Genomic DNA, 23,527 nt, shown 5'->3' with positions numbered 1-23,527 from the left:
CGGTCAGGGAGCTTAGGTTGTAATTAAACTAGATTAACTTAGCAATTATACTATAAATTATAGGTTTTACCGTTATTTCCAGCCTTACTTTAGCCTAGTAGACAATTTTTTACGCCAATCCGTTGGAAAGCAACCAAACTAAATTTCCTTTCGATTTTCAGGAGCTTCTTGCCAGCCAGCTCGCGCTGGAGCCGTTTGAAAGCACCGAACCGACTCCTTTTCTGCTATTCCGGGTGGCCAACACCCCGATTATTCTTCACTGCGTTACTTTTGAGACGTACACCGTTTTTCAACAACGAACGGACGTGCGTCTTTTCTTTCAGCATCTTTCCGACTGGTTTTCGGCGAAAAACTGGCAGTTGATTCACCTTTGGGAGGATGTCTGGCGGCAACAGCCGACCCTCGTCCTGTCACGGCTTCGGGCTATGGCGGGCCTTTCCGAACGCATCCCGGCCCGACTAACCCAGGTCCGGCGCATCGACAAACCAACGGCGGGCCGGTTTTTGCAGGACAATCATTTACAGGTCGTTACGCACTCAAAATACAAATACGGTTTGTTTTTGCCGCAGCGGTATTTCCGGATTTTATCGGCCGATTTCTCCGTAAAACCGCCTGACGCAGCCGAACTGCTGGTGGCGGTGGCAACCTTCAGTTATCCGCGCCGGGTGGTTCGGGACGGTATTTCTCATCGCTCAGTCGAACTGGTGCGGTTTGCCAATAAACTGAACTGTACAGTCGTCGGTGGGCTGGACAAATTGCTGAAAGCCTTTGTAACCGATGTTCGGCCCGACGACATCATGACCTACGCCGACCGCGACTGGTCGACCGGCCGGAGTTACGAAAAATTGGGGTTCACGCGGTTAGAGCAGACCAAACCGCAACACTTCTGGGTTCGTCCGGGCGAGTGGATTCGGCATTATCCCACTTTTTTGCCCGCTGGTTTCACGGAAAACGAAATGCCCGCCAACGGGTACAGCCCGGTTTATAATGCGGGAAGTATCAAGTTTTTGAAAATTTTATAAGCGGGTGTCAATTTTAAATTTCAATTTAGCGGAACCTTACCTGATTTTAAAACAGTCTACCGATGAAAAAACCATTCTACTTCGCACTGATTAGTCTTTTGGCCGGCCTTTCGTCCGGCGCGTTCGCCCAAAACGCTACGTTGAAACCGCTCTGGGAAACGGATTCTACCCTACGCACCCCCGAATGTGTTTTGGTTGATCCGGCCAAAAACATCCTGTATGTCGCCTGTATCAATGGCAATCCGACGCTGGAAAACAAAGGCAGTTTCATTGCCAAAGTAGGTCCGGACGGCAAGGTAATGCAACTCAAGTTTACGGATAACCTCAACTCAACCAAAGGAATGGGTATTCTGGGGGACAAACTGTATGTGACCGAAATGACCCAGGTGGCGGAAATAGCCCTCGCCACCGGCAAAATTTTGAACCGCTACCCGGTCCAGGGTGCCAAATTCCTCAATGATATTGCCGTCGATTCCAAAAAGCAGGTGGTGTACATCACTGATTCGGGCGACAGCAAAGTGTGGGCTTTAAGCCAGGGGAAAATGAATCTGGTTTTGGACGGAGCGCCCCTCAAAGGCCCTAACGGCCTGCTGATGGAAAATAATCAATTGCTGATTGGCAACGGCGACGGCTCCCTGCTGACCTTAAACCCGGCGACAAAGCAGTTGGGTACGATTGCCAAAGTAACGGGCGGTATTGATGGCATCGTGGCCCTGGGCAACAAACAGTATGTCGTTACCGAATGGGGCGGCAAGATTTGGCACATTCGGGCGGATGGATCCACGGAGTTAAAAATGGATACGTCGAATGAAAAAATCAACTCGGCCGATATTGGGTATAATCCAACCACAAAGACGCTTTTTGTTCCGACCTTTTTCCACAATACCGTAAAAGCCTACTCGCTCAAATAACGCATAAAGTTACCTTGGACCAGAACGCGACCCGGCCGCGTTCTGGTCCAAGGTCCTGAACGGGGCCCGGCTAAGTGCCCCTATCGTGAAATTATTTATCGTCAGAATTGGATTATTACGGAAAAAGCGGCCCGTATTTTATTTAAGTAGTGGGGTTACTTGCATTTGATTCGCCCTTTACATTATTTTGTCTCTTGACTTAGTAGAGTACTAATTTCCATCCCGATTTGTCATCACAACGGGAAAGAATGTTTAACTTTTCGTCTTTAAGAAATGAAAGAAAAGTTTACTTCCTGTCTGCCAATTGATCGACCGATGCACTTGGTGAGCTTTTTTCCGGTTCGTCCGCTACCAGCCCGTGTGAATGGGTGTTGCTGTTGTCGCTAACATAGCTCTTCGTTGCCGGGCAGTTTCTACTTTGAAAGGCCGTTCCAACGACTTTCCCACTTCTTATCCAGTCCTTACCGACCCGGTTTGATACTCTTTATGCAAAGTAAAGGCTGTCAATCAGCGAGTCAATCCCGTTTCAAGCTGGTATTTTATTTTCAAATTTAATCTACTATAACTATAGATTTAAATCTTTTAAGAAATTTGAACACCCCGCTTAGGCAATACCCCTTGAAAATCGATTTACCCATGAACATTAAACCAACCGGATTTCCCTGAACAGACACAAAAAAGCCAATCCTGCGGCAACAGGATTGGCTGGCTAAAAAACAAGGCTCATTAGGCAAATGATTCAGGCAGTCGCTTCAACGGCTGTCAGGTACCTCATTTTACATTAACCAGTACAAAGCAATGAAAAAAAGTTTATTTTTCTTACTGTGGCTTGGAATCTCGCTACAGCCCCTGGTTCTCCCGGCCCAGGATACCGGCCCGGTGATCAACGCGACGCTTTCCGGGAAAGTCATCGATGCAAAAACGAAAGAAGCACTCATCGGGGCTTCGGTTCAGATTAAAGGAACAACCAACGGCGCAGTTACCGACGCTGACGGAAAATTTGCCCTCAAAACCGGCCAGAAATTACCGTTTGTTCTGCTGGTCAATTACATTGGCTATATTCCCCAGGAAGTAGTCGTTGCCACGAACACGATTGACATTCAACTGGTTGAAAGTGTCAATCAGCTCAGCGAACTCGTCGTTGTCGGGTACGGAACCCAAAAACGCAGCGATATTACCGGGGCTATTGCCTCAGTTCCGATTGAAGTAAAAAGCCAGCCGGTCGCTTCCGCCGAGCGGCTCTTGCAGGGTGCCGTGGCGGGGGCCATTGTCACCCAGACGTCCGGGCAACCCGGCGGGGGCGTCAGCGTTCAGATTCGGGGCAACAACTCCATCACGGCGGGCAGCGATCCGCTGTATGTGATCGACGGTTTTCCCATCAACAACGACTACTCCCTGAACGACGCGGGTGTGACAAATGGCTCGAAAATCAACCCGCTGTCAACCCTCAATACCTCGGACATTGAGTCGATCGATGTCCTGAAGGATGCTTCGGCAACGGCGATTTACGGTTCGCGGGGTGCCAATGGCGTGGTCATCATCACGACAAAAAATGCGACAAAAGGAAAATCCTCCATTACGTACGACGGCTATTACGGGGTTCAGGAAGTCATCAAAACCATCCCGCTGCTGAATGCGGGCGAATGGTGGCAATTACGCAAGGATGCGGCCCGCAATTCGGGAAAAACCACGACCCTGCCGACGGCCATCGGTTATGCCCTCGACACCAGCGGTGTCGGCACCGACTGGCAGGCTGCGGCTTTCCGCAAAGCGCCCATTCAGAGTCACAGCCTCTCCATTCTATCGGGTTCCGACAAAACGAAGCTGGCCATTTCCGGCAATTATTTCAATCAGGAAGGAATTCTGCAAAACACGGGTTTCAACCGGTTTACGGCTCGCATCAATGTGATTCACGAGTACAGCAAAAAACTCCGCATCAGCGCCAACATTACGGGCAGCACGAGCAAAGCCAATGTGGCACCTGCCGCCATTGTGGGCAACCTGCTGCTGACTCCGCCCTCGCTGCCGGTTTACAAAGACTACGGTACGTTTGTGATCAACAGCCCGTTTGAGTCGAGCCTGCAAAACCCGATCAATTCCCTCTATAATCAACTGAACGAAACCCGTACCAGCCGGTTTCTGGGCAATCTGTCCGCCGAATACACCATCCTCGACGGCCTGACCGCCAAAGTGCTGGTGGGTGCCGATGTGGTCGATAACAAGCAAAACCGGTATTTGCCCATTTCCACCGCCGAAGGGCAGAACCTGCAGGGCAATGCGCTGGTGGGTTCGGCGTTTACGACCAACTGGCTGAACGAGAACACCTTGAATTACGTCCGGGAAATCGATTCGAAGAATAAAATTGACGCCATTGTCGGCTTCACCGCCCAGCAATCGAATTCCAAAGGGGCCGTTGCCGAAGCGGCCGGTTTTGCTACCGATGCCTTTTCCTACAATAATTTAGGTACCGGCATCACCCCCCGCACGCCCGGTTCGTTTGCCACCCAATGGGCGCTGGCCTCCTACCTGGGCCGGGTCAATTACGTCTATGACGACAAATACCTGCTGACATTGACCCTGCGCGCCGACGGTTCGTCGCGGTTTGGAGAGGGCAACAAATGGGGGTATTTTCCATCGGCGGCTTTCGGCTGGAATGTCAGCAACGAACCCTTCTTTAAAAACGTCCGGAAAATCAGTCTGCTGAAACTTCGGCTGAGCGCCGGTTCGACCGGAAACCAGAGCATCCCGCCCTACCAGTCTCTCTCGCAGCTCAGTTATTTCCGGTATAATTTCTCCAACACGACCGTTTCCGGTTTTGCCCCGAATACCGTGCCCAATCCCGGTCTGGGCTGGGAGAAAACCTTCCAGATCGACGGCGGTATTGATGTCGGGCTGCTCAATAACCGCATTCAGGTGGTGGCCGATTATTACTACAAAAAAACCACCGATCTGCTGCTGTCCCGCACCGTTCCGGGCACGTCCGGTTTGTCCAATTTTTACGGCGGACAGGCTTCCACGGTTTACCAGAACATTGGCGCGGTTTCGAACAAAGGATTTGAGCTGTATGTCAATTCCCGCAATTTAACCGGCGATTTCAAGTGGAACACCATTCTCGTTTATTCAAAAAACAGCAACCGGATTCTGAGTCTGGGCGACGGCGTCAATCAGATTATTCCGGATATTTCATCGGCCTCCATTGCGAAAGTCGGGTATCCGCTCGGTTCCTTCATCGTTTACCAGACCGACGGCATTATCCAGAACGGCGACGTGGCCCTGACGCCCCAGGCCAACAAAAGTCCGGGCGGGCAGAAGTATAAAGACATCAACGGCGACGGCGTCATTACGCAGGCCGGTGACCGGATTGTCATTGCCAATCAACCCGGTTTTACGGGGGGACTGACCAACACCTTCAATTACAAAGGCTTCGACCTGACGGTTTTCTTTCAGGCTACGGTGGGCGGTAAAATTTACAATGCCAACCGCGCCAACCTGGAACTGGGTACGGGATACACCAACTTCTCGCGGGATCTGCTCAACCGCTGGACGCCGACCAACACCAACACGGACGTTAAAGCCGCGTATCAGGACCCCGCCATCACCATCTCGGACCGGTTTATCGAAGATGCCAGTTACGCCCGGCTGAAGAACCTTTCGCTCGGCTATTCGCTGCCTAAAAGCATCCTCGCCAAGGCCCGGATCACCAATCTGCGGATTTACGTGTCGGCCCAGAATGCAATCACCTGGACGAAGTACACCGGCTATGATCCGGAGGTCAGTCTGAACGGCCAGTCACTCATCAATAAAGGCGTGGATTCCGGCGTCTATCCCAACAGCAAATCCTATCAGGCCGGGCTCTCGCTCTCCTTCTGATTTCAAAAAGCATCTGATCATGAAACGAATCAACTACACGGTCATCGCCTTCCTGGCAGTCACCACGCTTTCCTGCTCCGAATTTCTGAAAGAAAGCCCCGAAGCGTTCCTTTCCGAAGAGCAATATTACAAGACGCAGGCCGACGCCATCAATGCCGTCAATGCGGTCTATTTCTTTCTCAACTCCGGCGGAACGTCCGTTCAAACGCCGTACAATACGCTGTTCAATACCGGCATGAACATGGCCGGCGACGACGAAGATCCGGGCCCGGGTGCCACCAACCCGGATGTGCGGTCGATGTCGGTACTGGCCCATTCGTCCACCAATCTGCGGGTCTACGAAATCTGGCAGCAGCACTATGCCGCCATCAAAAAAGCCAACGTGGTTCTCGAAAAAGTGCCGGCTATCGAGTTCGATGCCATCCTGAAAAACCGCCTGCTGGGCGAGGCTAAGTTTTTGCGGGCGCTTTACTACTTTAACCTCGTGCGTTTATACGGGGACGTTCCCCTGATTACCGAGTACCAGAAGTTCATTTCGGCTTCGGATTACGCCGTCGCCAAATCTCCCTCGACGAAGGTTTACGAGCAGATTGAAAAAGATCTGACGGAAGCGGCTGCCGTGTTACCGGCTTCGTACAGTGCCCCGGATGCCGGGCGGGCCACGCAGGGAGCGGCCAGGGCGCTGCTGGCGAAAGTGTACCTGACGAAGGCGTCACTGCCACTCAACATCACATCGCATTACGCCGATGCGATCAAAAAAGCCGAAGAAGTCCTGTCATCGGCGGACGGCGGAACCGGAACATACGGCTACAACCTGTTTGCCAACTACGCCGACGTCTTTCTGCCCGCTTCCAAAAATGGCGTCGAACACATTTTTTCGGCCCAGTTCAAGTCCAACTCCCTCAACCAGGGCAACAACGAAAGTCCCCGAACTATTCTGTCGTCCATTCCGGGTCTGAGCGGGAATTACGCGCACATGGTGCGGTTTTATACAGAAGGAACGGATAAGTTTTTCAGCATCTACAAACTTTATAAACCGAACGACAAGCGGAAACGCGTGACGTTTGTCACCAGCTTTACCAGCCCCACCAACGGGCGAAAATACGCGCTGCCGTTTGCCAATGCGGCCGTTCCGAACGATTCGACGCCGTTTTTCAACAAGTGGTGGGACCCCAACTCGACGGCGGTAACCAGCGAATCGGCCGCCAACGTGCCCATTCTCCGGTATGCCGAACTGCTGTTGATTCATGCCGAAGCCGAAAACGAAGCCAACGGCCCGACCGCCAAAGCCTACAAATCCCTGAACCGGGTCAGAAACCGGGCCGGGCTGGCCAACTTAACGCCGGGGCTGACCCGCGATCAATTCCGGGATTCGCTTTACCTCGACCGGCGGCTGGAAGTGGTTTTTGAATACCAGCGGTGGTTTGACCTGATCCGGCAGAAAGACGCTGCGGGCAACAGCACGTTTGTCCGGAACCTGCATAAAGTGGGCAAAACCAACGCCACCGAGAAAAACCGGCTCTACCCCATTCCCCAATCCGAACTGGATAACAACCCGTTATTGACCCAAAATCCGGGCTGGTAATTTTTCACAAACAAACCGATACCGATCATGACCCGATCAGACGTAATCCTGCTGGTGAAAAAGATAGCCGTTGGCATCCTGGTCACCCTCCTCCCCTTTCTGATTCTGTTTTGGGGGTTACGACTCACGCAGAAAGTACTGGATAAAGCCCCCCGGAACACGCCTTCCAATCACCCTTAAAACCCCGGAATCCGATGAAAATGGAACCCCGAATTGCGCGACGAATCGTCCGAAACGCCCTGCTTAGCGTATTCATTTACGCCTTGCCGGTGCTGCTCATGTTGGCTACGTTTTATTTCACCGGGCAACGCCCGTGGGAGAAAAAGGCGAAGCAGAAACCGCTGATCGTGACTAAAAAATAAATTCCACGCCTTGATTCTAAAACCATGACTACATTCTTTGAAGGCATTTTTGAACACCTCAACACCTGGGGACTGCCCACGCTGGTGCTGCTGATCGGTATTGTCGAGTTTTCGTTCGGCCTCTATAAAAAGCACTGGAGCAAGAACGAGCGGCTGCTGGATATTGCCTGCTTCACGATTCCCAAGCTGGTTATCAAACCTTTGGTTGCTTATTTCAGTCTGAAATTTTTGCCCTTTGTGCTGCCCGATTACAAAGCCGCCTTCGACTGGGTGCCGTTCTGGTGGGGATTTGCCATCCTTTGCGTAGCCGACGACCTGACGCAATACTGGTATCACCGGCTGCACCACGAAGTGCCTTTTCTGTGGCGGTTTCACCGGACGCACCATTCGGCGCCGTATATGGGCATGGCAATGGCCAGTCGGCAGAACATCATTTATACGCTGTTTTTCTCGCAGACCTACCTGACGTCGATCCTGGTTTACCTGGGTCTGGGGTATCCAGCCTTGTTTGTTCGGGGCATCAAGTCGCTGATTACGACCCTGGCGCATTCGAGTATTCCCTGGGACAAGCCGCTGTACGAGCACAAATTTCTGCATCCGGTGGCCTGGGTGGTCGAACGACTGATTTCAACGCCGGCGACGCACCACGCCCACCACGCCGATTCGAACGACGACGGCGTGGGTCATTACAAAGGCAATTTTGGCAATATGTTTTTCCTCTGGGATGTCATTTTCGGCACGGGCCTGATTACCCGGAAGTATCCGCAGTCGTACGGTATTTCGCACTACCAGGAAGAAGAATGGTACGCGCAATTCCTGTGGCCCATTCTGAAGTCGAAAAAAGAAGGCAGCGAACTGGCACACAACGGTCCGATGGTGAAAGAGGAAGTGACTGAGCAGCCGCAGGTTACGCAGGTACTTACGCCGGGGCCGATGTATGCGGAGCCGGAATTGAAGGTGATGTAGAAACCCGCTGTTTACCACTAGTAGTTGGCCGGGACAGAAGACTTTAACACCTAATGCCCCGGCCAACTACGGTTTATTTACTTTACCACCACTCACCCATGCAACCCCGAAAAAACCAGTTCTTTGTGCTATTGATGCTGCTGGGTCTCAGCGGTTTTTTCCACCCGGTTTTCGGACAGAAAAAACCCGCGAATGTGCTGGTTTTGTATTCGGACGACCAACGGTACAACACCCTGCATGCACTGGGAAATGACGCCATTCAGACGCCCAATCTCGACCGGCTGGTGAAACGGGGGGTGGCCTTCACGCGGGCGCAGACGATGGGCGGACTGCAGGGGGCGTTGTGTGTACCGAGCCGCGCGATGCTCCATACGGGCCGGTATTTGCACGATTTGCAGAAAACCGGCGAAGTAATTCCCCCGGAACACACCACGCTGCCCGAATACCTGCGTACGAAAGGGTACCAGACCTACGCCATCGGGAAGTGGCACAACGACAAAGCGGCTTTTGCCCGCAGCTACGAAGGCGGTGCGGCTTTGTTTTTTGGTGGCATGCACCTCCCCGAAAAAGGGGGCCAGGAACATCCGCAGTATGTGGATTTCGACCCGTCCGGCCAGTTTAAAGCCGCCAACCGAAATGCGGATACCTACTCGTCGGAACTTTACGCCAACGAAGCCATCCGGTTTCTGGACCGGCAAAACCGGGAAACGAAGCCATTTTACTGTTACGTGGCTTTCACCTCGCCCCACGACCCGCGCACCCCGCCGGAAGCGTTCCGGAAAATGTACCCGAAATCGCAAATCAAATTACCGCCTAATTTTTTACCACAGCACCCTTTTGATAACGGCGAGTTGGCCGTACGGGATGAAAAACTCCTGCCGCGACCGCTCACGGAAGAGCAGGCCAAAGAGGAGCTGGCGCTCTATTACGGCATGATTTCGGAACTGGATGCGCAGATTGGCCGGATTCTGGATGCGCTGGATAAGAACAAGTTAACCGAAAATACGCTGATTGTTTTCGCGGGCGATAATGGCCTGGCGGTGGGCAGCCACGGGTTGTTGGGCAAGCAGAATCTGTATGAACACAGCATGCGGGTTCCGCTGGTGATCAGCCACCCGGCTTTACCGCAAAACAAGCGAATCGATGTGCTGGCGTATCTCGCCGATGTTTTCCCGACGGTGACGGATTTTCTGGGCTTGTCGGCTCCGCCAACCGTCGAGAGCCAGAGTTTATATCCCTACATCAAGGGCACCAAAAAACAGGGTCGGGAATCGGTTTACTACGCCTATCGCGATTTTCAGCGGGCCGTTCGGACGGCCGACAACTGGAAGCTGATCAAATACCGGGTCAACCAGCAGGAAACGACCCAGTTATTCGACCTCAACCAAGATCCGTACGAAACCCGGAATCTGGCCGACAATCCGGCTTACAGCCAAAAAAAGCAGCAACTGGAAGCTCGTTTAATCAGCGAGATGAAAACATACCACGATTTTCTGGATTTCAGTAAACCCAACTGGGGTCGAAATCTCTGAGGATGCACAATGGCCCGGTAAGCCGGAAAAACCAACTGTACGATGCAACTAACTACCTTTCTTTTCACCTTGTTCCTGACGCTCGGTTTCGTCCGGAGTCGGGCGCAAACGCCGGCCGACCGACCCAATATTCTCTGGATCGTCAGCGAGGACAACAACACGTCGCTGATCGGCTGTTACGGCAATTCGTACGCCACCACGCCGAACATCGATCGGTTTTCGACCGAAAGCATTCTGTACAAAAATGCGTTTTCGACCGCGCCGGTTTGCGCCCCTTCCCGCAACACGCTGATTACGGGGATGTATCCGCCATCGCTGGGCACGGAACACATGCGCAGCACCAATCCCGTGCCGTCATTTGTGAAGTTCTTTCCGAAGTATTTGCGGGAAGCGGGCTATTATACCTCGAACAATGCCAAGAAGGATTACAATACCGTCGATCAGCCCGACGCCTGGGACGAGTCGAGCGATTCGGCGACGTATAAAAAACGCAAACCGGGGCAGCCGTTCTTTGCGGTTTTCAACCTGTTTGTTTCGCACGAAAGCTCGCTGCATCAGCCGCTTCCGGCCCTGCACCACGATCCGGAAAAAGCGCCGATTCCGCCGTATCACCCCAAAACCGCCGAGTTTAAACACGACTGGGCGCAATATTACGACAAAGTGGAAACAATGGACCAGCAGTTTGGTAAGTTGCTCGACGAGCTGAAAGCCGCCGGTCTGGCCGACAATACCATTGTTTTTTACTACGCCGACAACGGGGGCGTGTTGGGCCGCAGCAAGCGGTTTATGTACGAATCGGGTTTGCACGTGCCGTTGATTGTCCATTTACCGAAAAAATACGCGCAGCTGGCCACGGCCAAAGCCGGTTCGAAAACCGATCAGCTGGTTACCTTTCTGGATTTTGCGCCCACGGTTTTGAGTCTGACCGGCATCAAAATCCCGGACTACATGCCGGGTCGGGCGTTTCTGGGAAGCCAGCAGAAAAGTCCGAACCAGTATGCCTACGGTTTTCGCGGACGGATGGACGAAGCGATCGATCTGTCGCGGTCGGTACGGGACAAAAAATACCGCTACATCCGCCATTATCTGCCGCATAAAATTTACGGCCAGCACCTGGAATACCTCTGGCGGGCGCCTTCCATGGGCTCGTGGGAAGCCGAATACAAAGCCGGTCGCCTGAATGACGTACAAGCCCGCTTCTGGCAACCCAAACCCGCCGAGGAGTTGTTCGACGTGGAGGCCGACCCCGACAACATTCACAATCTGGCGACCGACCCCCACTACGCGAAAGAGCTGATTCGCCTGCGGAAAGCCAACGAACAGTGGCTCCGGCAAAGCCGGGATGTTGGCTTCATTCCCGAAGCCATCCTCGCCCGAATCGCCCAACAGACGCCTTTATACGACTACGTTCGCCAGGGCAAGTACAACGCCGACCGGATTATTGAAACCGCCACGCTGGCTTCCTCCCGCCATCCGGCGGATGCGTACGAACTGGTCAACCGGCTGAACGATCCGGATCCGACCGTGCGGTATTGGGCAGCTACGGGGTGTACGGTTTTAAAAATTTCGTCGGCCCGGGAACCGCTGCAAAAGGTATTGCAGGACCCGGAAGTGGCCGTTCAGATCGCGGCTGCCGAAGCGCTCTACGGTCTGGGAGAAAAACAGGAAGCTGTAGCGGTATTGACGAAGGCGCTGACCAACGCCAGCCGCCCCGCCCGGTTGCAGGCGCTCAACGTGCTGCAAACGCTGGGCAAGGATGCCGCTCCGGCGCTCGATCTGGCCCGGGAGATTGTCTCGAAAAACCCGATGAATAGTCCGGTCAATGATTTCTACGATGTCCGGGCGGCCCAAACGCTGCTGAATTCGGCCGGACTCTAACCAACGGTAAACCATGAAAAAAATGATTCTGATTCTGTTCGCTATGAGCCTGTCGGTTGCCGCTTTCGCGCAGGACAGCAAGGGCAAACTGAGTGATACCAGAAAATCGCCGGAAGCCATTCTCCGGGAAATTCAAAAAGGCGAAGCGTATCTGGTGGATGTGCGAACGCCGGAAGAATACCGGGAGGGCCACCTGGTGAATGCGACGAACATCGATTTCAAAGCGCCGGATTTCAAAACGCAGATCGGCCAGCTCGACAAAAAGAAAACCGTTTATCTGTATTGCCGTTCCGGGAATCGCAGTGGAAAAGCCGCCGACACGTTACAGGTGCTGGGCTTTAAAACCGCTTACAACCTTGGTGGATTCGAAGACCTCAAAACCGCCGGTTTGCCAGCAAAAAAAACACTATGAAACGGGCCCGTTTTTCGCTGACCCTCCTGATTTGGTGGGTCGTTGGGAGTCTTTCCGCTTTCGGCCAGTCGAAGCCGTCGGCGGCCAAACCCAATATTATTTTCATTTATACCGACGATCAGCGGTATGATGCCCTGAGCATTGTTCAGGATGAGCAAGGCAACCAGGCGCGGTTTCCGTGGTTCAAAACGCCGAATCTGGACCGGATCGCCCGCGAAGGGGTGCGTTTCCGGAATGCGTTTGTCATCAACTCCCTGTGTTCGCCGAGCCGTTCTACACTTCTCAACGGGCGGTATAACCACCTGAATGGCGTGGCCAATAACCACACCGGATTGACGGATACGACGGTTACCTACGCTACGGTATTGCGCAAATCCGGCTACAAAACGGCTTTTGTGGGAAAATGGCACATGGGAAATGAAACGGGAAAGCGGCCCGGTTTTGATTATTCATTCAGCTTTGTCGGTCAGGGAAAGTATGAAGATTGCCCCTTTGAAGCGAACGGGAAGCCGATGCCGACGAAGGGCTGGGTCGACGATGTGTCGACGGACCACGCGCTTGAGTTTATTCGTCAAAACAAGGACCGGACCTTTGCGCTGGTCGTGGGTTTCAAATCCGGCCACGGCCCTTTTCAGCCCCCGGCCCGCCATGCCGCTACCTACGCCGATGCTGCGCTGATTAAACCGGTTACCGAAAATCAGAAATCGCCCTACAAAGGAAAAGTTGATACCGGCAAACCCGCTCCGGCCACGGCATCCGCCAAAAGCACATCCTGGACGGAAAACAACGACCCGCGAATCCGCAACTATTTCCGCTGCCTGAAAGCCGTCGACGAAAACGTGGGGCGGGTTCTGGCTGTACTGGACTCGTTGCAACTGGACCAGAATACGGTGGTCATTTTTTCGAGCGACAACGGCTTTTTCTTCGGCGAACACAACTTGGGCGACAAGCGGGCGGCCTATGAAGAGTCCATTCGCATTCCGTTGCTGGTTCGCTATCCGGCCCGTTTTCCCAAAGGAAAGCTGGTTGACAAGCTGGTGTTGAATCTGGATCTGGCACCGTCGCTGGTCGATCTGGCGGGCAGTCAAGTGCCGGAATCGTTTCAGGGAAAAAGCTGGGTGCCGCTCGTGGAGGAAAAAGCCGTCGGCTGGCGCACTGCCTTTCTGTACGAATATTTCTACGAAACCGGTTACAACACCCCGACCATCAAAGCCGTCCGAACGGAAACGGGCAAGCTGATTCTGTATCCGGGCCAGGACGACTGGTCGGAACTGTACGACCTGCGCAACGATCCGAACGAAACCACAAACCTGTATCATTCGGCGGAAGGTGCCCGGTTGAAAACGCAGCTGAAAGGCGAATTGAGTAAGCAGGAAAAAGCCGTCGGCTATGCCGATCCGGTTTTCGCGGACCCAAAACCGGTGGATGAAAACGGACGCTATATTCCCCCAAAACCAGTAGTATTTCCCTGAAAACTGCCTTTGAAAAAACAACCAAAAGAAGGTGTATGATGGAAATAAACAGAAAACATATCGTCCTTATCCTGCTGGTGATCAGCGGTTTTACCAGCGTATTTACCCGGAAAAAGCCGCCCGTCAAACCCAATGTGATCATCATCATGGCCGACGACCTGGACAGCCGGCAGTTGAGTTGCTACGGCGGGAAAAACCTGCGGACCACGCACATCGATGCGCTGGCGGCAAACGGTTTGAAATTTAACCAGATCTATACCTCGGAAGCCATGTGTGTGCCCACCCGCGCGTCGTTGTTTACGGGTTTGTATCCGGTTCGGCACGGTTCGTTTCAGAACCACAAACCGGTTCGTGAGCCTCTCAAAAGTGTCGGGCATTACCTGGCCGATCTGGGCTACCGCGTTGGGCTGACGGGCAAAGACCACAGCACGAAACCCAAAACCGTCTTTCCTTTTGAGATTGTAAAAGGATTTGAACCGAATTGCGTCGCACCGACCGACGACTACGAACTGGATGACGTCAGGGAATTTATCACCCGCAGCGAAAAACCGTATTGTCTGTTTGTAATGAGCATCAATCCGCACACGCCCTGGACGGTGGGCGATACCACCGAATTTAACGCCGGGAAGCTGATTCTGCCCGCCAATTGGGTCGATACGAAGCTAACCCGAACGCAGTTTGTCAAGTACCTGGCCGAAATCCGGCGGCTGGACAACCAGGTGGGCGACATTACCCGCCTGTTGAAGGAAACCGGGCAGGACAAAAATACCATCGTGGTGTTTCTGGGCGAACAGGGCGCGCAGTTTCCGGGGGCCAAATGGAACCTCTGGGATGTTGGGCAGAAAAGCTCGATGCTCGTGCAGTGGCCCGGAACGATCAAACCCGCGACCCAAACCGATGCGCTCGTTCAATACGAAGACATTACGCCGACGCTGATCGACCTGGCGGGCGGCAAAGCCATTCCGAATCTGGACGGGAAAAGCTTCCTGCCGGTGTTGCTGGGCCAGAGCAAGGTGGCCCGGATGTATGCCTACGGCATTCACAACAACATTCCGGAAGGAACGCCCTATCCCATGCGGAGCATTCGGGACACGCGGTATAAGTTAATTCTGAACCTGACGCCCGAGCAGGCCTATTACAACCGGTTTATGATGAACCCGCAGCAGACGGACCGCAATTCGGTCTGGTTTTCCTGGACGAAAGAGGCCGCGACGAACCCGCAGGCCCGGTTTATTACGGAACGGTTTGTGAAACGCCCCGCCGTCGAATTCTATGATACACAGGCCGATCCATGGGAATTTAAAAACCGGGCGTCCGACCCGGCTTATAAAAGCCGGATCGACCTCTACACCCGGAAACTACAGGAGTGGATGAAGCAGCAGGGCGATTCGGGAGCCGCCATCGATATCGTTTACACGAAACAGCAAGAAACGAAACCGTAAACCATGAAAAACCTGTACAAACTGGCCATTCTGCTGTGGGCTTCGGTGCTGGGTACGCACGGAGCGGTGGGGCAATCGTCCAAACCGAACATCGTCTTTATTCTGGCCGACGACCTGGGCTACACCGATCTGGGTTGCTACGGAAATCCGTATAACCGGACGCCGAACATCGACGCGCTGGCGAAAAAGGGGCTGAAGTTTACGCAAGCCTACTCCGCCTGCCCGGTTTGCTCGCCGTCGCGGGCCGCCATTCTGACCGGAAAGCACCCGGCCCGTCTGCACCTGACGAATTTCATTGCCGGTGACCGAAAAGATACCGCATCGCCGGTTTTGCCCGCCAAATGGACCAAATACCTGCCATCGTCGGAGACGACACTGGCCGAAATCGTCCGGCGAAACGGCTACCAGACCGGCATGGTGGGCAAATGGCACCTGGGCACCGCCGACTCGACGGCCCCGGCCGCTCAGGGTTTCAATTATGACCGTGTGATCGCCAAAAACGGACTGGATTATTACAACTACACGATCACGGCGAAAGGCAAAACTGTATTTGAAGACAAGGGAACCCACTATCTGACCGACAAACTGACGGATTACGCCGTTGACTTCATCAACCAGAACAAAAGCCAGCCGTTTCTGCTGTACCTTGCCTATTCTGCCCCGCACATCATGCTCGTGCCCAAAGCCGAAAAGCTAAAGTATTATTTCGATAACTACGCCAAATTCAACGGCAAATACAATCCCAATTATGCCGCCATGATCGAAAGCATGGATGACGGCGTCGGGCGGGTGATCGAGCAACTGGCCAAAAACAACCTGCTCGATAACACCATCGTGGTTTTCACGTCCGACAATGGCGGTTTGGGACTGGCGGAACTCGGCCCGACGCCCACCAATCTGGAACCACTGCGAGCCTGGAAAGGGCACGTCTACGAAGGCGGTATTCGGGTGCCGCTGATTTTTTCGTGGAAAAACCGGATCGGGGAGAACGTGGAAACGAAAAATTACGTCATCGGCACCGATCATTTGTCTACTTTCCTGGACCTGTTGGCGGTGAAAGACCCGTCCGTTCGTCAGGACGGAAAGAGTTTTTACAAGGTGCTGACAGCGCCTGAACAATTGGCCGACCGGGGAGCTATTTTCTGGCATTATCCCCATTTCAGCAACCAGGAGGGCCGGCCAGCGGCCGCCGTCCGGTTGGGCGACTACAAACTGGTGGAACTTTACGAAACCGGGAAGCTCGAACTGTACAACCTCAGCGAAGACATTTCCGAGAAAAATGACCTGTCGGCCCGGTTTCCGGAAAAGACCCGCGAACTGGCGGATCTGCTGAAAAAATGGCGGTCGGACGTCAATGCCAACCTGCCCGAACCAAATCCAAACTACAAGAAATTGTAACCCAAACCGATGCGAACTGCCACCTTATTCGTGTTTCTTTTCTGGTCACATCAGCTGTGCGCCCAGCAGGTTCCGGATTTCGATTTTGATCCCAATATCGATCATCCGGCTTATCCCACCGGCCGGGGGCCGCTGGTTTTTATCGACGAAGCCCACCATAATTTCCATACCATTGCGGGCCGGTATAACGCCTTTGCCAAGGTCTTGCAACGGGACGGGTATGTGGTAAAGCCCAACACGCAACCCTTTACCAAAGCGAATTTGCAGGGCGTTTCGGTGCTGGTTATTGCCAATGCGCTGCACGAAAGCAACGCAACCCAATGGGCAAAACCCAATCCGTCGGCGTTTACTACCGAAGAAATCCGGGTGCTCGATGCCTGGGTGAAAAATGGGGGTTCCTTGTTTCTGATCGCCGACCACATGCCGATTGCCGGTGCTGCCGAGGATTTAGCCGCGGCATTTGGTTACCGGTTTTACAACGGATTTGCCACCGATACCACCTCGGGTCTTTTCCCGGGTGGTAAAAAAGAACTGGATCTTTTCCGGAAAACCGCCGGAACGCTGGCCGAGCATCCGATCACGAAAGGGATCACCTCCATCGCCACCTTTACCGGTCAGGCGTTTCAAATTCCACCCAAGGCGGTTTCACTACTAACCTTTGACGAAAAATACCAGGTGTTGCTGCCCGATACGGCCTGGGTATTTCACCAGACAACGCCACGAATGCCAATCAAAGGTTTTTCGCAGGGAGCCATTTCGGAGTACGGAAAAGGGCGACTCGCGGTCTTTGGCGAAGCAGCCATGTTTTCATCCCAATTGAAAGGAAAAGATAAAATTCCATTCGGATTGAAATCGCCGGATGCGGGTCAAAACCTGGCTTTTCTGCTTAATCTCATTCACTGGCTGGATCGAAAAAACCGGGTTTATACCAATTAAGTATGAAACGAACCTGTCTCACACTAACGCTGATCCTCCTGGCGTTAAACGCATCGGTCGCCCAGCAAAAACCGCGCACCACGGCCCGGCCGAAACCGGATAAACCCAACATCATTCTGGTGATGGTGGATGATCTGGGGTATTCAGACTTTGGGGCTTACGGGTCGGAAATCAACACACCAACCATCGACAAACTGGCGGCCGAAGGCTTGCGGTTGCGGGAATTTTACAACAATTCCATCTGCGCTCCCACGCGGGCGTCGCTCATTACCGGGCAATATCACCACAAGGCCGGAGTCGGTTATTTTAACGTCAATCTGGGTTTACCGGCCTATCAGGGCTGGCTCAACAAAGAGTCGCTCACGTTTGGCGAAGTGCTGAAACAGGCGGGTTACAACACCTACCTGTCCGGCAAATGGCACGTCGGCAACGACAGTTTATACTGGCCGAATCAACGCGGTTTCGACCGGTTTTACGGTTTCATCGGCGGAGCCAGCAACTTCTACGACATCAGTCCCTATAAGGAAAAAGTGCCGCCCGTCGAGCTGGTCGAAAATAACAAACGCACCAACCTGCCACCGGGCCACTACCTGACCGACGAGATCACCAGCCACGCCATTTCGTACATCAACGAGTCGGTCGGCAAGCCGTTCTTTCTCTATCTGGCCTACAATGCTCCCCACTGGCCGTTGCAGGCTCCCGCCGAAGACATCGCCCGATACAAAGGCCGCTACGCCATCGGCTGGGATTCGCTCCGGAAAGAACGGCTGGCGAAGCAGGTGAAACTGGGCATTGCCGACCCGAAACAAACCGTTGCGAACCGAGATCCGGAAGTGGCTGACTGGCAAAGCCTTACCTACGACGAACAACAACTCTGGCAGCGAAAAATGGAAGTATATGCCGCGATGGTCGACCGCGTGGATCAGAATCTGGCCCGGCTGCTGGCGGAATTGAAGCGACTCAAAAAAGACGACAACACGCTCATCGTGCTCATTTCGGACAACGGGGCGCAGGGCGGTTTGATCCCGACGGGTCGCAAACGGCCGCGCAGTTCGGGCCCGATCGGGTCGGCGGGTTCGTACGATTATCAGGAACAAAACTGGGCGTATGTATCCAACACGCCGTTCCGAAATTACAAGTCGACGCCCTACGAAGGCGGCATCAGCGCCCCGTTTGTGGCCTGGTACCCTAAGAAGATCAAGGCCGGAACCATTGCCAAAGGAACGGGTCACCTCATCGATCTGGCCCCGACATTTTATGAGCTGGCAGGAGCCAATTATCCCGAAACGTTCCAGGGTGTAAAGACCAACCCACTGCCCGGTGTGAGTCTGACAAATCTCCTGTTTCAGGGAACCGAACTGCCGGCCGACCGCGCCATTTTCTGGGAACGGGCGGGCAACCGGGCGGTTCGGCAAGGCAAGTGGAAAGTGGTTTCGATTTTTCCGCAGAACAAATGGCAGTTGTACGACCTCGAAACCGACCGGGGCGAAACGACCGATCTGGCCGCCCAACACCCCGACGTCGTGAAAGCACTGAATGCCGCGTATGAAGCCTGGGCCAAACGCACAGACGTTGAGCCCTACGAGAAGCTCCGACCCGTGGCTCAGGGGAATACCGGCCCCGGCGGATCAGCACCACCGCGCCAAAGCAACCGAGTCGAATAAGCCCCATTCACTACCAGGTCGATCATGAAAAATTACGTATTAAGAGCGTCTCTGCTGGCGTCCGCAATCATTTTTGCGGCCAACGCCCCGGGTTTTGCACAGACCAAACGCCCGAACATCATCCTGATTATGGTGGATGACATGGGGTATTCCGATCTAGGCTCGTACGGCTCTGAAATCCAGACGCCTACACTGGACAAATTAGCCGCCGAAGGTCTGCGGCTGCGGGAATTTTACAACAATGCCATCTGCGCGCCGACCCGGGCGTCGCTGATTACGGGACAGTATCCGCACAAAGCCGGTATCGGTTACTTCAATGTCAACCTGGGAACACCCGCTTATCAGGGTTTTCTGAATAAACAATCGCTGACGTTCGGGGAGGTGCTGAAACAGGCGGGGTACAGCACCCTGCTTTCGGGCAAGTGGCATGTCGGCAACGATAGTCTGGCGTGGCCCCGGCAGCGCGGCTTCGACCGGTTTTACGGGATTCTGGGCGGGGGCTCCAACTACTTCGACGCGGGTCCGATGCCGACGGGACGGAATTCGCCGGTGGTCATTCTGGAAGATAACCAGCGCCAAAATCCCAAACCCAACTCGTACTATTTTACCGACGAGATTACCAATCACGCTATTGCGTTTCTGGACGAACAGAACAAAGAAGCGAATAAACCCTTCTTTCTATACCTGGCTTATACCGCTCCGCACTGGCCGCTGCAGGCCCTGCCCGAAGACATTGCCAAATACCGGGGCAAATACGACGCGGGCTGGGATGAAATTCGGAAAGAACGACTGGCGCGGCAGGTCAAACTGGGCGTCATTACCCAGAAGCAGGCCGACGCGGCCGCCGTCCGCGACGCCGATATTCCGGATTGGGATGCGCTGACGTACGACGAAAAACAACTCTGGAAAGCGAAAATGGAAGTGTATGCCGCCATGCTCGACCGCGCCGATCAGGGCATTGGCCACGTGCTGGCGAAGCTGAAAGCCCTCAAAAAAGACGATAATACGCTGATTATTTTCATTTCGGACAACGGCGCCCCCGCCGAAGATGTGGCCCACTGGGGCCCGAAAGCCGGGCGGAATTCCGGGCCGGTCGGAACGGCGGGATCGTTTGAATCGCAGGGCAAAAACTGGTCGTACGTCTCCAACACGCCGTTTCGCTCGTTCAAAGCTTTTTCTTACGAAGGCGGTATCAGCTCGCCGTTTATCGCCTGGTTTCCCGGAAAAATCAAAGCCGGACGACTGGAACAAGGAACCGCTCACCTGATCGACATCGCGCCGACGTTATACGATCTGGCCCAGACAAAATACCCCGCCAAGTACAACGGTACGGCGACCAACCCGCTGCCCGGCGTGAGCCTGACCCATTTATTGTTCAACGGCCAGCCCCTGGACGCACAGCGGCCGCTCTTCTGGGAATGGGCCGGAAACCGGGCTGTTCGGAAAGGCAAGTGGAAGCTGGTTTCCATCTACCCGAGCTACCAGTGGGAATTGTATGATCTGGAAAACGACCGGGGCGAAACCCAGAACGTCGCGGCCCGGAATCCTAACGTAGTCGATGCGCTGTCGAACCTGTATTTTAATTGGGCCCGGCGCACCGATGTGGTCGATTACGACACCATAAAGCCGCAGCAGCCGCTGTTGCCAACGCCCAAAAAACCGCTGCTGGGCAGCCGAAACTTTTAGCCAACTCCGACGACTGAATACTTTTTAAAACTATTCAGTCGCTATTTATCTAGTAAATCCATCGATCTAATTACTAATAAAACCGATTCAAATCAATTCACTTTAACGCAATATCTCATGAAAAACGTCCGATTTTTAGCCATTCTTAGTTTCCTTTTCGTACTACAAAGCGCTCTGAAAGCGCAGGATCGGGCGGCCGGTACGCTGCCGACGTTCGATGCTTTTGAAGCGAAACTGGCTCAGGCCGGAAGCCGGGCCCAGATTCTGGATGCCCGCTCGCAGGAAGAATACGCCCAGAATCACCTGAAAGGGGCTATTTCGTTCAGTGTGGCCAATGAAGCCGATTTTCAGAAACAAATCAAAAGTCTGAACAAGCAGAATCCCGTGTTTATCTATTCGATTGCGAACGGACGCAGCGGTATTCTGGCGAAACAATTGCGGGAGAACGGTTTTATCGACGTTACCGAACTGCCCGGCGGGTTGAGCAAGTGGATCGGTTCCGGCCGTTCGGTAGAATCCACCGTCGGAGCGGGTTTGTCACTGGCCGACTACCAGGCCCAGCTGAAATCCGACAAACTGGTGCTGGTCGATTTTGGTTCGCGGTATTGCGGCTCGTGCAAAAAGCTGGCGCCCATCGTCGATGAAGTGGAGAAAGAACAGGCGACGAACCTGAAAGTGATCCGGATTGAAGCCTACGAAAACAAAGCGCTGGTTAAAGAACTGGGAATCACGTCGCTGCCTACGCTGGTGCTTTACAAAGGCAATCAGGCCGTCTGGAAAAAAGCGGGCGTTACGACCAAAACCGAAATTCAGTCCGGGATTGCCGAATCGCTTTGAATTTTTGTTTTTATTCGTTCTTGAGCGAGTCCAACTTTGGCTTGAAAGTCAACCCGGTATGCATAAACAGCTTGTCATTACTTTGCTTTTAGCGGTTTTGGGGTACGCATCGGTAAACGCGCAAAACCAGAAAACCGCCCGACCGAACATCATCCTGATTGTGGCCGATGATCTGGGCTGGAAAGACGTCGGTTTTATGGGCAGCACCTACTACGAAACGCCTAATCTGGATCGGCTGGCGGCCCAGGGAATGACGTTTACCACAGCCTACACGGCAGCGGCCAATTGCGCACCGAGTCGGGCGTGCCTGTTTTCGGGTCAACAATCTCCGCGCCACGGAATTTACACGGTTGCCAATGCCGACCGGGGTGATGCCAGAACCCGGAAGCTGATTCCGGTCAAAAACCGGGAAACGTTGCCCGATAGCGTGTATACACTGGCCGAAGCGTTGCGCGACGCCGGATACCGCACGGCCAGTATTGGAAAATGGCACCTGGGTCCAAGTCCGCTCAGCCAGGGGTTTACCTACAGCCTGGCGGGTGACCACCGGGGGCAAAACAAACACGTCAGTCCATACGGTATTCCGTCGTTGCCCGATGGCCCGCCGGGCGAATACCTGACCGACCGGCTTACCCGCGAAGCCTTGAATTTTCTAGATCGGAAGGCCAACTCACCTTTCTTTTTATACCTGCCCTACTATGCCGTTCATACGCCGTTGCAGGCTCCCGAATCGCTGGTGGCGAAGTACGAACGGAAACCCAAGTCACCCGGACAGGATCAGGCCACGTATGCGGCCATGATTGAATCGCTGGACACCAACATCGGTCTGATTTTGAAAAAGCTGGATGCTCTGGGGCTGGCCGACCAAACCATCGTCGTTTTTACGTCTGACAATGGCGGTATTCGGGCGACCTCCCGGCAGGACCCGCTGCGGGCCGGGAAAGGTTCCTACTACGAAGGCGGGGTGCGGGTGCCGCTGGTTGTACGCTGGCCCGGAACAGTGGCCGCCGGAACGGTTTGTGCAACACCCGTCAGCAACCTGGATTTCTACCCCACTTTTCTGGACATTCTGAAGCGCCCCAAACCCGGCCAACCGCTGGACGGCATTAGTATTTTACCGTTGCTGAAAGGCGAAACCGTGGCGGAGCGGCCCCTGTTCTGGCACTTTCCAATTTATTTGGAAGCCTACAATCCGAAACTGGACGGCGGGCGCGACCCGCTGTTTCGGACGCGGCCCGGCTCAACCGTTCGGCTCGGCGACTGGAAGTTGCACGAATATTTTGAAGATAACGGGCTGGAATTGTACAACCTCCAGACCGATCCAGGCGAGCAGCGGAATGTGGCGTCGGCCAATCCGGCGGTGGTCAGCAAACTCCACACGCTTTTGCGAAACTGGCGCACCAAAACTACGGCTTTTATCCCGACGGAACCGAATCCGGCCTATATTGCTCCATAAACCGGTCGCTTTCCAAGGGACTCGCCGTAGCGTTCGATCACGGATTTTGTCGAGCCACTGAACAGGAAGACGGGGGGCGGTTATATGACGACAAGGCG

General features: G+C 53.9%; 18 protein-coding genes. All 18 read left to right on the top strand.

The genetic code is table 11. The annotated features are described in order from the left end of the window. Window positions 1-122 precede the first annotated feature (122 nt). The 18 genes from EHT87_RS19375 to EHT87_RS19300 all read left to right on the top strand — a co-directional run bounded on the left by EHT87_RS19375 (window position 123) and on the right by EHT87_RS19300 (window position 23,429). Window positions 123-1,022, top strand: coding sequence for a hypothetical protein (locus EHT87_RS19375; RefSeq protein ID WP_124908317.1), 900 nt, complete (start codon window positions 123-125; stop codon window positions 1,020-1,022). 62 nt (window positions 1,023-1,084) lie between these two features. After that, window positions 1,085-1,933 (top strand): SMP-30/gluconolactonase/LRE family protein, encoded by an 849-nt coding sequence (locus tag EHT87_RS19370; protein ID WP_124908316.1) that lies wholly within the window; start codon window positions 1,085-1,087, stop codon window positions 1,931-1,933. Window positions 1,934-2,731: 798 nt separating this feature from the next. Then, window positions 2,732-5,803: a SusC/RagA family TonB-linked outer membrane protein gene (locus tag EHT87_RS19365; protein ID WP_124908315.1), complete on the top strand. Its 3,072-nt coding sequence runs from the start codon at window positions 2,732-2,734 to the stop codon at window positions 5,801-5,803. Between the two features lie 19 nt (window positions 5,804-5,822). Next, window positions 5,823-7,388 (top strand): RagB/SusD family nutrient uptake outer membrane protein, encoded by a 1,566-nt coding sequence (locus EHT87_RS19360; RefSeq protein WP_124908314.1) that lies wholly within the window; start codon window positions 5,823-5,825, stop codon window positions 7,386-7,388. A gap of 27 nt (window positions 7,389-7,415) precedes the next feature. Further along, window positions 7,416-7,568 carry a hypothetical protein gene (locus tag EHT87_RS31400; RefSeq protein ID WP_185716289.1) on the top strand — a complete coding sequence of 51 codons (153 nt, stop codon included), beginning with the start codon at window positions 7,416-7,418 and terminating at the stop codon, window positions 7,566-7,568. Window positions 7,569-7,588: 20 nt separating this feature from the next. Further along, a complete protein-coding gene (locus EHT87_RS31645) occupies window positions 7,589-7,750 on the top strand; it encodes a hypothetical protein (RefSeq protein ID WP_185716325.1) in 162 nt (53 codons plus the stop codon). Window positions 7,751-7,774: 24 nt separating this feature from the next. After that, window positions 7,775-8,716, top strand: coding sequence for a sterol desaturase family protein (locus tag EHT87_RS19355; RefSeq protein WP_124908313.1), 942 nt, complete (start codon window positions 7,775-7,777; stop codon window positions 8,714-8,716). Window positions 8,717-8,814: 98 nt separating this feature from the next. Then, on the top strand, window positions 8,815-10,248 hold the full coding sequence (locus EHT87_RS19350; RefSeq protein ID WP_185716288.1) for a sulfatase family protein: 1,434 nt from the start codon (window positions 8,815-8,817) through the stop codon (window positions 10,246-10,248). Window positions 10,249-10,290: 42 nt separating this feature from the next. After that, window positions 10,291-12,126, top strand: coding sequence for a sulfatase-like hydrolase/transferase (locus EHT87_RS19345; protein ID WP_124908311.1), 1,836 nt, complete (start codon window positions 10,291-10,293; stop codon window positions 12,124-12,126). A gap of 13 nt (window positions 12,127-12,139) precedes the next feature. Then, entirely contained in the window at window positions 12,140-12,538 is a 399-nt protein-coding gene (locus EHT87_RS19340) for a rhodanese-like domain-containing protein (protein ID WP_124908310.1), read from the top strand. Next, window positions 12,535-14,010 carry a sulfatase family protein gene (locus EHT87_RS19335; RefSeq protein ID WP_124908309.1) on the top strand — a complete coding sequence of 492 codons (1,476 nt, stop codon included), beginning with the start codon at window positions 12,535-12,537 and terminating at the stop codon, window positions 14,008-14,010. The genes EHT87_RS19340 and EHT87_RS19335 overlap by 4 nt, the downstream gene beginning before the upstream one ends. A 35-nt stretch (window positions 14,011-14,045) precedes the next feature. Then, a complete protein-coding gene (locus EHT87_RS19330) occupies window positions 14,046-15,452 on the top strand; it encodes a sulfatase family protein (RefSeq protein WP_229321188.1) in 1,407 nt (468 codons plus the stop codon). Window positions 15,453-15,455: 3 nt separating this feature from the next. Next, the gene (locus EHT87_RS19325; RefSeq protein ID WP_124908308.1) at window positions 15,456-16,850 is read left to right on the top strand and encodes a sulfatase; all 1,395 of its coding nucleotides are present in this window, start codon (window positions 15,456-15,458) and stop codon (window positions 16,848-16,850) included. Between the two features lie 9 nt (window positions 16,851-16,859). Beyond that, window positions 16,860-17,786 (top strand): DUF4350 domain-containing protein, encoded by a 927-nt coding sequence (locus tag EHT87_RS19320; RefSeq protein ID WP_124908307.1) that lies wholly within the window; start codon window positions 16,860-16,862, stop codon window positions 17,784-17,786. A gap of 2 nt (window positions 17,787-17,788) precedes the next feature. Next, window positions 17,789-19,450, top strand: coding sequence for a sulfatase family protein (locus EHT87_RS19315; RefSeq protein WP_124908306.1), 1,662 nt, complete (start codon window positions 17,789-17,791; stop codon window positions 19,448-19,450). A 24-nt stretch (window positions 19,451-19,474) separates the two neighbouring features. Continuing rightward, window positions 19,475-21,136, top strand: a complete 1,662-nt coding sequence (locus EHT87_RS19310; protein WP_124908305.1) for an arylsulfatase — start codon at window positions 19,475-19,477, stop codon at window positions 21,134-21,136. 117 nt (window positions 21,137-21,253) lie between these two features. Further along, a complete protein-coding gene (locus EHT87_RS19305; RefSeq protein ID WP_124908304.1) occupies window positions 21,254-21,973 on the top strand; it encodes a thioredoxin domain-containing protein in 720 nt (239 codons plus the stop codon). A gap of 58 nt (window positions 21,974-22,031) precedes the next feature. Next, window positions 22,032-23,429 carry a sulfatase gene (locus EHT87_RS19300; protein ID WP_124908303.1) on the top strand — a complete coding sequence of 466 codons (1,398 nt, stop codon included), beginning with the start codon at window positions 22,032-22,034 and terminating at the stop codon, window positions 23,427-23,429. Window positions 23,430-23,527 lie beyond the last annotated feature (98 nt).

This window comes from Larkinella knui, from assembly GCF_003858645.1.
GTDB lineage: Bacteria > Bacteroidota > Bacteroidia > Cytophagales > Spirosomataceae > Larkinella > Larkinella knui.
The sequence above is the reverse complement of the archived record's forward strand: the minus strand, read 5'-3'. Positions and strand labels throughout refer to the sequence as shown.

Excerpts from the sequence above, each read along its gene's own strand:
- EHT87_RS19370 (WP_124908316.1), top strand. The coding sequence starts at position 1,085 with ATGAAAAAACCATTCTACTTCGCACTGATTAGTCTTTTGGCCGGCCTT.
- EHT87_RS19305 (WP_124908304.1), top strand. The coding sequence starts at position 21,254 with ATGAAAAACGTCCGATTTTTAGCCATTCTTAGTTTCCTTTTCGTACTA.
- EHT87_RS19355 (WP_124908313.1), top strand. The coding sequence starts at position 7,775 with ATGACTACATTCTTTGAAGGCATTTTTGAACACCTCAACACCTGGGGA.
- EHT87_RS19350 (WP_185716288.1), top strand. The coding sequence starts at position 8,815 with ATGCAACCCCGAAAAAACCAGTTCTTTGTGCTATTGATGCTGCTGGGT.
- EHT87_RS19335 (WP_124908309.1), top strand. The coding sequence starts at position 12,535 with ATGAAACGGGCCCGTTTTTCGCTGACCCTCCTGATTTGGTGGGTCGTT.
- EHT87_RS19310 (WP_124908305.1), top strand. The coding sequence starts at position 19,475 with ATGAAAAATTACGTATTAAGAGCGTCTCTGCTGGCGTCCGCAATCATT.
- EHT87_RS19315 (WP_124908306.1), top strand. The coding sequence starts at position 17,789 with ATGAAACGAACCTGTCTCACACTAACGCTGATCCTCCTGGCGTTAAAC.
- EHT87_RS31400 (WP_185716289.1), top strand. The coding sequence starts at position 7,416 with ATGACCCGATCAGACGTAATCCTGCTGGTGAAAAAGATAGCCGTTGGC.
- EHT87_RS19320 (WP_124908307.1), top strand. The coding sequence starts at position 16,860 with ATGCGAACTGCCACCTTATTCGTGTTTCTTTTCTGGTCACATCAGCTG.
- EHT87_RS19300 (WP_124908303.1), top strand. The coding sequence starts at position 22,032 with ATGCATAAACAGCTTGTCATTACTTTGCTTTTAGCGGTTTTGGGGTAC.
- EHT87_RS19340 (WP_124908310.1), top strand. The coding sequence starts at position 12,140 with ATGAAAAAAATGATTCTGATTCTGTTCGCTATGAGCCTGTCGGTTGCC.
- EHT87_RS19330 (WP_229321188.1), top strand. The coding sequence starts at position 14,046 with ATGATGGAAATAAACAGAAAACATATCGTCCTTATCCTGCTGGTGATC.
- EHT87_RS19360 (WP_124908314.1), top strand. The coding sequence starts at position 5,823 with ATGAAACGAATCAACTACACGGTCATCGCCTTCCTGGCAGTCACCACG.
- EHT87_RS31645 (WP_185716325.1), top strand. The coding sequence starts at position 7,589 with ATGGAACCCCGAATTGCGCGACGAATCGTCCGAAACGCCCTGCTTAGC.
- EHT87_RS19325 (WP_124908308.1), top strand. The coding sequence starts at position 15,456 with ATGAAAAACCTGTACAAACTGGCCATTCTGCTGTGGGCTTCGGTGCTG.
- EHT87_RS19345 (WP_124908311.1), top strand. The coding sequence starts at position 10,291 with ATGCAACTAACTACCTTTCTTTTCACCTTGTTCCTGACGCTCGGTTTC.
- EHT87_RS19365 (WP_124908315.1), top strand. The coding sequence starts at position 2,732 with ATGAAAAAAAGTTTATTTTTCTTACTGTGGCTTGGAATCTCGCTACAG.